Origin of the sequence: Rosettibacter firmus (assembly GCF_036860695.1) — a bacterium.
GTDB classification, from domain to species: domain Bacteria; phylum Bacteroidota; class Ignavibacteria; order Ignavibacteriales; family Melioribacteraceae; genus Rosettibacter; species Rosettibacter firmus.
Genome location: NZ_JAYKGJ010000002.1, coordinates 402,344 through 414,396, shown reverse-complemented (window position 1 = coordinate 414,396; position 12,053 = coordinate 402,344). Strand labels below are relative to the sequence as shown.

General features: G+C 27.4%; 7 protein-coding genes. All 7 read right to left on the bottom strand.

Features of this window, described 5'->3' with window-relative positions; translation table 11 throughout:
• Window positions 1–5: 5 nt before the first annotated feature.
• The 7 genes from VJY38_RS08630 to VJY38_RS08600 all read right to left on the bottom strand — a co-directional run bounded on the left by VJY38_RS08630 (window position 6) and on the right by VJY38_RS08600 (window position 11,811).
• On the bottom strand, window positions 6–1,031 hold the full coding sequence (locus VJY38_RS08630; RefSeq protein ID WP_353680289.1) for a LacI family DNA-binding transcriptional regulator: 1,026 nt from the start codon (window positions 1,029–1,031) through the stop codon (window positions 6–8).
• 167 nt (window positions 1,032–1,198) lie between these two features.
• On the bottom strand, window positions 1,199–2,902 hold the full coding sequence (locus VJY38_RS08625) for a T9SS type A sorting domain-containing protein (RefSeq protein WP_353680288.1): 1,704 nt from the start codon (window positions 2,900–2,902) through the stop codon (window positions 1,199–1,201).
• A gap of 52 nt (window positions 2,903–2,954) precedes the next feature.
• Window positions 2,955–5,969: a TonB-dependent receptor gene (locus VJY38_RS08620; protein ID WP_353680287.1), complete on the bottom strand. Its 3,015-nt coding sequence runs from the start codon at window positions 5,967–5,969 to the stop codon at window positions 2,955–2,957.
• A 186-nt stretch (window positions 5,970–6,155) separates the two neighbouring features.
• Window positions 6,156–7,082: a DUF1848 domain-containing protein gene (locus VJY38_RS08615; RefSeq protein ID WP_353680286.1), complete on the bottom strand. Its 927-nt coding sequence runs from the start codon at window positions 7,080–7,082 to the stop codon at window positions 6,156–6,158.
• Window positions 7,083–7,311: 229 nt separating this feature from the next.
• Window positions 7,312–8,700 carry a DUF5723 family protein gene (locus tag VJY38_RS08610; protein ID WP_353680285.1) on the bottom strand — a complete coding sequence of 463 codons (1,389 nt, stop codon included), beginning with the start codon at window positions 8,698–8,700 and terminating at the stop codon, window positions 7,312–7,314.
• A gap of 8 nt (window positions 8,701–8,708) precedes the next feature.
• Window positions 8,709–10,781, bottom strand: a complete 2,073-nt coding sequence (locus VJY38_RS08605) for a hypothetical protein (RefSeq protein ID WP_353680284.1) — start codon at window positions 10,779–10,781, stop codon at window positions 8,709–8,711.
• A 244-nt stretch (window positions 10,782–11,025) separates the two neighbouring features.
• Window positions 11,026–11,811, bottom strand: a complete 786-nt coding sequence (locus VJY38_RS08600) for a hypothetical protein (RefSeq protein ID WP_353680283.1) — start codon at window positions 11,809–11,811, stop codon at window positions 11,026–11,028.
• Window positions 11,812–12,053: the final 242 nt, after the last annotated feature.

Below are 12,053 nucleotides of genomic sequence, written 5' to 3'. Positions count from 1 at the left end.
AAATATTAAGTATGCTTTCTAGTACAAGTGCCGCGCAGTACTAAATTTGTTTCTATGGTAATATTTCTTGGTTCAAATTCTTCCTGCTTTTGAATATTTTCAAAAAGGATTTCCATTGCATTTTGACTTAGTAAAGTAGTTGACTGATCTATGCAACTTAATGGAGGACACAAGAATTCCTGTATATTAGAATTTCCAAAGCATATTAAATCAATATCTTCAGGGATTCTTAAGCCTAATTCTTTTACTGCCTTATAGACCCCAAGTGCAACAGGAAAAGTTACAGTAAGAATAAATTCAGGTAAATTATTTTCTCTATATAATTTCATAAATGCATTATAACCATAATCCTCACCAAAGCCTCCTTCAATAACCCAGTCTGGATTAATTTCAAGACCATATTTTTCCATTGCATCTTTAAATCCCTGCAATCTTTCTTTACCAATATTAATATTTGTGTAGCCAGCGAAGTGTGCAATTTTTTTATAGCCCATTTTAATTGCATGTTCTACTGCTTTAAATGCCCCTCCACGATCATCGACAGTAACTGTACTTATATTAGATAAATAAGGAACTCTATCAATAAAAACAATCGGGATACCTCTTTTAATTACTGTTTCAAATATGTCATAATTAGTAGTTTGTTGTGTAATAGAAACAATAATCCCATCAACCTTCATTGCAAGTAAAGTATGAATATGTTTTCTTTCTAATTCAGCATCCTCCTGAGATACTGCAAGAATAATTTCATAATTATTTTCTAAACCAATTTTATAAATATTTTCAATAATTGAGCTAAAAAAGAAATGAGCAATTTTAGGAACAATAACACCAATCGTATTAGATCTTCTTGCAGATAAACTACGGGCAATTAAATTAGGCGTGTATTCAAGTTCCTCTGCTAACTTTTTTATTTTTTTTGTTGTTTCGGGAGAGATATCGGGATGATTTCTTAATGCCTTAGATACTGTTACAGTAGACACATTTAATATCTTGGCAATATCACTTAAAGTAACAGGTTTAGATTTCATTTTTGCAAATTTTTGTTTTTAACCTCTTGTTCAAATAATAAAAACTTATAATCAAATTAAACGATAATTTTTTATTAAATAAAAATAATAAAATTGATTCACTTAATCTTTTTAAAAATTTTATATATGGGAGGAGTTGATAAATAAACTCCCCCCGTAAAAAATTCTTATTTAATTAAAGTCATCTTTCTTGTTAATGTTACATCACCAGCTTTCAATTGATAGAAATAAATACCACTTGATAATGATTGTCCATATTTATTTTTTCCATCCCAATGAAGTGTGTATTTACCAGCTGATTGGATTTGATTATCAACAAGTTTTACAACTTCCTGACCAATTGCATTATAAATAATTAATGAAACATTAGTTGATTTTGGTAAACTATAAGAAATTGTTGTTGATGGATTAAATGGATTTGGATAATTCTGTTCAAGAACAAAATCTCTAGTTAATATAGTTTCATTTTCAACATTTACAACTTCGCCAGCTTCCCATCTAACTTTCATATCAGGAAACCAATTTAAATCTCCAACTGGAAATCCTCTATCAGAACTATAATAAGCTTCAACATTTTTATCATATGAACAATCAAGAGTGTCTTCAAAATATTTGTAATTTCTTCTATCCATATCATGTAATTGTTTTTTCCATTTATCAGATGGTGTATTTTTAGTTTTATTTCCACCTTCTGGACTCTCATACCATTCCATCATATTTATCATTAATCTTGGAATTTCTTTTAATTTCAGATTTATCTTTTTAAATGCTTTAGCTGCATCAGCTCCAAGTCTACTTTTAATATGTAATGAAAGAGGTGAACCTTCGCCAAATCCATATTTTGTCAAAAATCCCTGACCTTCTGGCGAAATTACATAATAATTATTTTTAACAGTCCATTGAGTTGTATCGTTTGGAGCTGTAAAGATCCACGAAATTCTATTGTTTCCATTAGCATAAGTTTCGCCTGTATTAGCCCATTCCGCAGTTCTTGTTGCATCCGTTGAATCTTCACCTAAAGCAAAAGCATCGTAGAATAAATTATTTTTAATTATTACTTCTTTACCAACATTTCCTAAAGAAAGTAGACCATGAAAGCCCAATCCATTTACAAATGAATTATGTTCAATCAAACAATATTGAATTCCACCTGTACCAGCAAGAGGATTACTAAAATTATAATGACGAACTACACGATCCTGATAATTCACAAATGTATTATTTACAAGTATCAACGAATCGCACGAAGCTTCTCTTAAATCAAGTCCTTTACCAGCACCTAAATTGGAACGTCCTAAAAATCCCATGTTTGCAAAAATTGTATTGGTAACTTTAACAACTTTTGTTGCACTACCAGTTCTAATATGTTGACCATTAATGTTATTAAATATACAATTATCAATAATTATTGATGATCCTTCTTGTGTTGTGTTAATAATTCCGCCTTGCAAATTATCAAGGTAATCATAAATTGGTTCGAAATAGCCAGCAACAGCAATATTTTTCATTTCTAAATTACCACCCTGTAATACAAAAAGATTTCCTGGAGGATTCTGTGGATTGCTTCCAGTTCCAGTTGGAAATTGATAAATTATTGGCTTTTTAGGACCATTACAAACAAGTCTAATTGTTACACCTTTAGCAACATTGAATACTTCTGTGTTTAAGTAAACTCCACCACTTTCAAGCTCATAAACACGATCGGGCAATACACCATGATTTGCTGCGGTGTCTGCTTTAATTTGTGCGATAAAATATGATTCTGGTGTACCATCATAAGGTCTTAGTTTTAGTACACTTTGTCCATATGTTAATGAAAAAAGGAATAAAACCATAAAAACAGCTGCTAAAATATTACTCATTTTATTCATGGTGCCTCCATGATTTATTTATGAATGAAATTAAGTTAAGTAAATAGGTAAATTATAAATCAATTTTTACTCCTAAATCTGCTGTCATTCCATATCTTTCACTTGTATTCAAAATTTTATAACCATTTACTCTATTATAAACTAAATTTTCTTCTTTAATATTTGTTAAGTTATTTATATTAAGAAGAATGGATATATTTTTATTAAATTGATATTTAAATGCAAAATCAAGTCTTGTAAATGGATTTATAACAATGTCTCCTCTTCCACTTGGAGTAAATGATAAGTTATATTCTGATTGATGGAATAATGAAATTCGAGCAGAAACAGGTCCAATATCATAACCTAAAGCAATATTCCCGAAAAATTCTGGTTGATTTTCAAGTTGTTGTTTAATTTCAATTGCTCGTTCTGAATACTGAGGAATTTTAACTTTAATACCTGGAGCTATTTCTTTTTCTACAATAGTTGTATCTGTTTTTGAACCAATCAGCCAGGTTTCTGAACGAACTAAAGAAGCATTATAACTCAATACAATATTTCTGAGTAATCCTGGTAAAAATGCAAAGTTAATTTGATGTTCAAATTCAAAACCCCAAACTTTTGTAGGTTTTGGTGAATTATATGGAACTGTTAATGCATATGTACCTGTATGTAAAGTCTTCCATTGTAAGCCTAAATAATGAAATAATGTGTCTCCAGTTGTATTAATTCTATTTAGCATGTGATACATATCTTTAATTTCTTTGTAAAATGCCGAAATAGAAATCAAACCGATCTCATTGCCAAAGAATGAAGTATTTATTTCATAGTTCCATGCTTGAGCTGTTTTAAGAATTGGATTACCTACAATTAGTTGTTTATCTATACCAACTTGAGCTGGACGCCATGCAAAATATTTTGTAAGTCTCATATTAAAATCTGGTCTGGCGAGTGCTTTATAAGCAGCAATTCTTATACTCATAAAATTTGTTGGTTTAATATTAAGATGGAAATTAGGTAGATAAATTGTTTGCGAAAAACTACCACTTGTATCTCTTGTAACACCAAGAGGAATTGGGAAACCTCCTATTTGATTTGGAGAGTACTTTGATTTATAATTATTATATTCTTTTTCTATTCTTAAACCTGCAATGAATGTAATATTCTGCCCAATTTTAAGTATATTCATTAAATAAGCTGCAGAAACACTTTCTGATATATCATAATATTTTGCTTCTTCTGAGGGATCGGAATTATATTCTCTTTTGTTACCAGTTTTGTCAATTCCATTTTTATTTAATTCATACCATTGACGCATTTTATCACGATTGATTAAAGGATACAATTTATAAGAACCATACAAATCTCTTGAAACTGGTGTATCATCCAGAAATTCTATGAAGGAAAGTGTATTGTAAAGTGGATTTTGAAGATATCTCTGATAAAAATCATTGAAAAGAGTACCACTTAAATCTTTTTGTTTGATAGTACCATCTTCTGCTACTTCATATGGTTGCCAATAACCCAGATAATAAGGTGCATATTGAGATGAATTCAAATTTGACCTGTTTATAATTTTATATTTAGCTCCAAATTTGAATTCACCTGTAATCATATTTCCAATTAAATATGTTCTCGAAGCATTTAAGAAAGCTGTTCTTTCTTTTTCAAAGTTTCTTTGAGTGTAATAATATGATTCGTAAAGTGTTGCTGTTCTAAAATTGTTATAAGCGAAAGGAATTAATTTTTCTGGATTTGATTTTAAACTTGGAGTATTTGCCATTCCAGATACACCAGCATTTGATGGTTCATGAAAGTCAACATAATAATCAAAAGGAAAATCAGCTTTTGATTGTGCGTAAGAAAAACCCCAGTTGAGTTTTAATCCAAGTAAATTATTATCTCCAGAAATTGAACTATTGAAAATATCAATTTCCTGTTCTCTATCTCTAAATGCATAAGTTACTGTACCACCAACTCCTCCACCAGAAGGATAATCTCTTGAATGGAGGATATAATCACGCTTTGTGCTATTGTATACATTATTAATTTTTATTGATCCTTCATCTGGTGTATTAATGTCAAAAGTGATGCTTCCACCATTACGAGTTCTTACTTCATCAGTAAACTCAAGTGTAAAATTATTAATTGCATAATCAGTTTGATTGTTAATTGATTGATCGTAATCGAGATCTATTCTTTCATTACTTCTAATTTTACTTTCTGCATTAGCATTAATTCGAACACCAAGAAAATCATTAAAGAATCTTTCACCATATTTTAATGAGAAATCATACTGTTTAATAGAATTCATTACATTATTATAACCACCTTTTAATGTTGCAGAAATTTCTCTTAATGAGGGAGCTTTTTTGGTGACTAAATTAATGCTTCCAGCTATAGCATCTGCATCTTTATCAGAAGTTAGAGCTTTATAAAGTTCGATTCCTGCAAGAGAACTTTGAGAAATTGTACTTAAATCAAGTCCACGACTTTCCGCATCAGTAGAGGCAATACGAATACCATCGATTGTAACTGTTGTATATTTATCACTGAGTCCTCTTAAAATAACTTTATTAGCTTCACCTCCAGAACGAAGTATTGACACACCAGGTAATCTTCCAATCGATTCGGCAGCATTTGCATCTGGTAGTTCTTTTATTTTTTCTTCTGATACAACATTAATAATTGTATTTGATGATAATTGCTGGTTAATTGCAGCAACCTGTCCAATTGCCTGTGCAGTTATAACTATTTCAGAACCTTCAATAACATCTGGAACTAATTTGAAGTTAAATACAAGTGTCTTATTCTTTTGAATAACAACATAATAAATTTTTGGTTTGTAACCTACATAAGAAACTTTTACTTTATACTCACCTTCTGGAATTCGATTGATAACATATTGTCCTTCCAAATCTGTTGCACTACCAAAAGAAGTTCCGAGCAAAAAAACATTTGCTCCAATTAAAGCTTCGTTTGATAGTGAATCAGTAACAATACCTTTTAAATTCCCCTGTGCATTAATTACACCAAAAAATAGTAATGATAATAAAATTACTTTTTTAATTATTTTTTCTGGCATAAACTTTCTCCTTAGTATGCTTGGTTATAACCCGAAAGATTATTTGAATTTAATGGAAAATAGAACAATAAAGTCATTGTTTACTTAAATGATAACTTAACTTGATAAAAAAATTTATGATTGTCAAGTAAAATCTAATTAAAACTCAAACTAACAGGTATTAAGCGGTAAGTTCTCTCATTAATATCATTCATAAATCCTATTAAAATCCTGAATTTTATCCATCGAAAATCCTTTTTTCATATACTCTATTGAATTCTTAAATGCTATTTCTGGATTTGAATTTGCATAACAATAAATGCACCCATAAGCACAGCTATCATAATAACCAATATCTTTACTTTCATAACAGTGACATCCTGGACGAGTTGGTGAAATTTTATATTCATTATTAGTTCCATCTTTACAAATTTTATTAACTAAATCAATATCAACGCAGTGACCAATTTGAAGTTCAGGAATATAATTTACAAGTGTGTCTTCTGTGCATGCATAAAGTTTAATATTTCTTTGATTTGCTATATCTATTAATGTTTTTATTAATTCAATTTGTTCATCAATCGTAGGATTATAAAACTTAATATTATATTTCTTTTCGATAGTCAATAAATTTCTTTTTGTTTTATTATATAAATCCACAAAACTGAAATAACATCTTTTGGTTATACCAGTTAATCTTTCTGAGATATAATTGAATTTATTAATTATAAATTTTTTATCGGCAATATCCGAAATAATTATTGGATCAAATCGCCATTGAACATATTCGTCACCATATCTTTTAGCTAAATTTTCTGCTAATGAGATTGCATAATCAATTGGGGGACTTTTTCTTTCCAGTATTTTAGGATATCCATTAATAGTAAAATGCATGTAATGATTTTTACCATATTTATCATCAATATAATCTAAATGCTTGAATAATGGTTTAGGATTTCGAGTCCAGAACACAAATACTTTTACATTATCTGGTTTCAAATCAACATAAACTGGTTTTTGAGAAAATGGATTTGGATACAAAACAAAACCTGTTTCTAATTTTTTTCTAAACCAATCTGCATAAAATGCGGGAATATCAGTTCTTCTACTTACAGTAATAATTTGTTTTTTCATAATAAATCGATTATTAGCAAGTAATTAAAACAGATTGTCATCTAACAATCTAAATTATAAGTTATAAAATCAACTGATTATTTTTACTATTATGTATATAAAAATAGAAAAAAGAATTTTCGATAAAGTTAAATTTAATTAAAGGAAGAAGCTAACGTTTCTTTCGTTTAATTTAATAACCATTTAGAAACTTAATTATTTATTTAACGAATATAATTATAAGTGAATATTAAATTTTCCAGATAGAATAACAAGCAAATGTTAAGCCTTTTGTTTTATCTGGGAATAATACATTTTGAAAATTATTTGTCGCAAAATTTATTTCCAAAATTTTAAAATTAAATCCTATACCAAAAGCCCAATTGAATTTATAAAATTCCCCGAATGATAATCCAGTTCTGAAATATAAAGTTTTAATCCAAAAATAATCTAAGCTAAAAACAATACTATAATTTGTTATGCCAGGCTGATAATTTAATACTTGATGATATTCAAAAACTGCATCAAATTTACTAGTAGTAATATCAACTGGTTTGTTTGTCCACATAATCCCCAAATGAATAGCAGTGTTCATATTTGTTTTAAGCGAATTAATATATTTCTTATTAGCTCTGCCAGTTAATATAGAAATTAATGTGTCGACTTGTTTTTTATTTGAAATATCATCTAAATAAATAGGTGCATTTGAAGAATATTCTATAATATTATTTTTCCAAGTAATGGTACCAATATCAGTCATTGAAAAAGCAAAAGCCAAATTTTCACTAATATTTGTTATTATCCCTAAATCAACACCTATTCCATTCCCTAAAGGTTTTGGGAAAACATTATCAAAACTATATTTCATATTAAAAAAACTCGAGAAAGCAGAATATGCCAAAAACTCTCCAAAACCTGTAATAATATTTAAACTATCTGTTTTTATAGTAGTATTGTTCTTTTCGATAGCAGTAAGAAAATAACCATTTACAAAATTCAATGAGACCCCGAGCTTAAAATTCTTCACAATATTAAACTCATTTGAATATGTTAAAGAGAATTTTCTTAGCCACCAGGCATTAAATTTTGCGTCACTAAAATTATAAATTTTATCAGGTTGATTACCATCAAATAATAATTCAACTAAGCTTTTAGGAAAAGTCAATGAAAATGATATCCTATCAGACATAGCAAAAGATAAAGCTCCTGACTTATTTGACGGCTGAATTTTAATCCCAAACAATTGTATAGAAATATCGGTATTAACATTATTATTACTTTTAAAAATACTTTTCAATTTATCTTTATCAGATCTTGTTAAGTTTTTCCCATACACTTCTCCATTTGAATCTATAATTTTTGTACCTAGGTAAAAGTTATAGTCTTTGAGAGTAAAAAAATTTGAAACTATACCTATTGATAAATTAGGAACTGGCAATGGGGAAATAAGTTCAATTGTTGAACCCGAATATTTAAATATATTTGCTGGATTTTTTCCCACAGCCATTAAACCAGAAGAGAATAAAAATGAACCAGTCATGCTCATTAATTGAGAATCTGTAAAATTAGTTAATCCAATCCCCTGCCCAAAAATATTTTCAGTTGTAAATAAAATTAATAGTAATATTATTTTTTTCATTGAGGTTATTAATGATTAACTTTATAATTTAACTTACCAAAAGCGTAAATATCTATATTATCTGTACTTTTAATTTTTACAGGAAAGTTATTTTTTGCTGAAGTATTAATGATTAATTTTATTTTCATATAAGATGCTTTAATAATCTTATCTATTTCAGACTTTTTAGCTTGGAATTTTATGAGCTGTTCTCTACTGGCTATAACATCTCCATTTGAATTTGTTGATGCACCAATTATTGTAATTGCAGTATCTTGGTTAGGGTAATATGGAGGGAAGTAAGTTAAAAAATTATTTTGTTCATCATAAAGTTTACCTACAAAAGTTAAATTAAATGGCAATCCATTTGTGAGCCTTAATCCAGTGTCTAATGAATTAACATTTCTCATATAATTCTTATCATCATCTGTTAATTCTACTTTAACGGAATCATAATACTCTGCATTTTGTATACTTATATATAAAGGTAATTCAACATTTATACTACCAGAAATAATATCGTTATTTTTTACAATAACTGTTTTATAGTTTGGATTAATTACTCCTCCTAAATAAATAATGATAGAATCTGGTATGTGAGTAAATTTTTTTAGAAATACATTTAGACTATCTGCATTAATTCGTAGAATAGAATCTCTTGGAGAAATAATTTCTTTGCCTAATGTATTTTTATTTAATCTCAAAATAGCTTTCTCACCAATATTGTTTTTCGCTTCAATATGACCAATTATTTTAAATTCACATTCAGCTGTTGATTTGAATACTAATTGTAAAATAGCATTATTAATAATAATATTTTGAAACTTAATTTTATCTTTTAATTGTTCTAACTTCAGTGCCAAAGAATATCTTTCTGGAGTAATATTATATGGTTTCAGTTGACCTATAAATTCTTTAATTTTTAAATTACTAATTGTAATTTTTCCAGAAATACCATCAGTATTTCTTATAATCCTCATATTATTTGAAGAATCTACCGCAACGATAATCTTATACTTAATCACATTAGAGGGAGCATCATTTAAACTAACAAAGGAATAATCTTTTAAAGAATAATTTTTAATATTTATAGTTTGTTTTCTTTCTAAAAATTTTGTGTCAGAAAAAACTTGTCCAAATGAATTTTTTAAGTTATATATAATCAATGACACCTTTATATTAACATCTAATGTATTTGTTATAGTTAGATTAATATTTCCATCATCTATTTTTAATGAATTGATCTTTGTTGGTTGTAAATTATCGTCTTCAAATAGAAAAGAATCTTCTATAGTTAAGAGTACTTGGAAAGGTATTTTTGCTTTTGCTTCACTTACTTTAAAATCAGCGATATTAACTTTAATAGTAAATGAGTTCTCTGGTAATGTAACTGCTTTACCATTAGTTCCACTTGTGGATACAACACATTCTATTAAAAATTTATTATATAATTTTATTCCTCTAGGCAGTTTTATAGATTTAATTTTTATACTGGAACCAAAAGGAATAAAAATATCATTATTTATATAAAGAATTTCTCCTGTAGCAATATTTTTTAATATAAAATTATTTATTGTTAATGATACAGGCGTTGGTAGGTGACTAATTATCTCTAAATCAATTTTCCCAGATTCTATAATTGCATATTCGAAAGATTCTATAGCATCAGTTGTGATAGATATCTTTTCATTATTTATAGGATAAATTACCACTGGATATTTGGGATGATCATTGTAGCCTAACCAGTCCAAATTTATATCAACTGTTAAAGAGTCGGGTATTAAAAAAAACGATTCGATTGTTTCTGATAATGTTTCAGAAAATTCATCTATATTTAATTTGTTACTTATACTTATACTATCAAAATTTATTACTCGTGAATAATATATAAGGTTTTTATTACTTCCTTCATTATAATATTTAATAAAATTACTCCTATCTAATAAATTTTCTAATGAATAAGTTCTTTTTAAAATTGGGATATTTATTTCTACATCCCAAGTAGGTAAATGTGGTTCATTTATTTGACAAGCATTAAAAAGAATAATGGATGTAAATAAAATTCTCAAGTAAATATTATGCAGAAGTAAATGTTTAACCATAAAGGTATACAATAATTAGAAGAATAAATGTTATGATTTTATTTTAAAATCATATTGGATATTTAAAATATTATTTCATAAGTATTATCGAAATCCCTATCGATATATTTAATATAAAATAAATTTAATATACTACAAAAAACTCTTTAACAACAAATTATAAAATATATATGTTAATATAAACTTGCTAATTTATTATATGTATGTAATGTTATATCTTAGGAAAAGTGTTATTAAAAATTAATCATCTTTCTAACAAGTATCTTTGTATCTCGAGTAAGAAATTTAAAATTTCATTAAAGGAATTATTAAAGAAATCTTTAACACTATCTTTTGTCCAACCAGTTCGATCTATAAGCCATTTAACAAATGGAATAATTAATGTTAATCCAGCTATTACTATTCCAAGAACAAGAGCATTGAATGCTACGAAAGCAATTGCAGCAATAACATATTTTAATACAGTAGCACCAAGCCATACCAGCAAACCAAAAGCAAATATCTTTACTCCAAGCTTTAACCAATCCATAGGTGTATAATCTCTGTCATCAGTTTTTTTCAGTGCGAATTCTAATTTCTCATTTTCTTTCTCGATAATCTTACCATTATCATCAACAAATTTTAATGATGGATAAATTCCTTCCATCCCCCAGAGAATATTAACACTCTCATTATTTTCCTGTTTTGTTAATCTTAAATAAGGATAACTTGCAAGATTTCCTTTAACTATAGAAATAGATAATTTCTTTAATAAACCATTATCATAATAAGCAATAACTTTTTCTTTGCCAGTATTTTTTGCTAAATATTCAATCAAGGAATATTGCATTTTAATATTCGATGCAATTTCTTGTTCAGAGCCAGATAAAACAAGATCTGTACTGGTAACAGAACTATTATTATCAGTATTATTATCATTAAAAAATGGTTCTGTTACACGAGAATTTTCACAAAAAGATAGAAAAGAAAGAGCGGCAAGCGAACCAAAAGATTTTAGAAATATTCTTCGATTAGTTTTTAATGGTTTCATTGTACCCTCTGATAATTCTATAGTAAAAAATATAAAATTTTCTTCTTTTTTGAATAAATACATCTTTTAGATATTAAATAAAAAATTACTCCTATCTTAAGTAAGAATCCAATTTTTTAGAAATAACACAATTAATTCCCTTGTAATGATTAAACTTCAGTAATTCTGTATATATAATAGAGATGGTTTTTAGCTAATAATCAATAATTTTAACCATTAATAAAATTAGTACTTAAGAAATG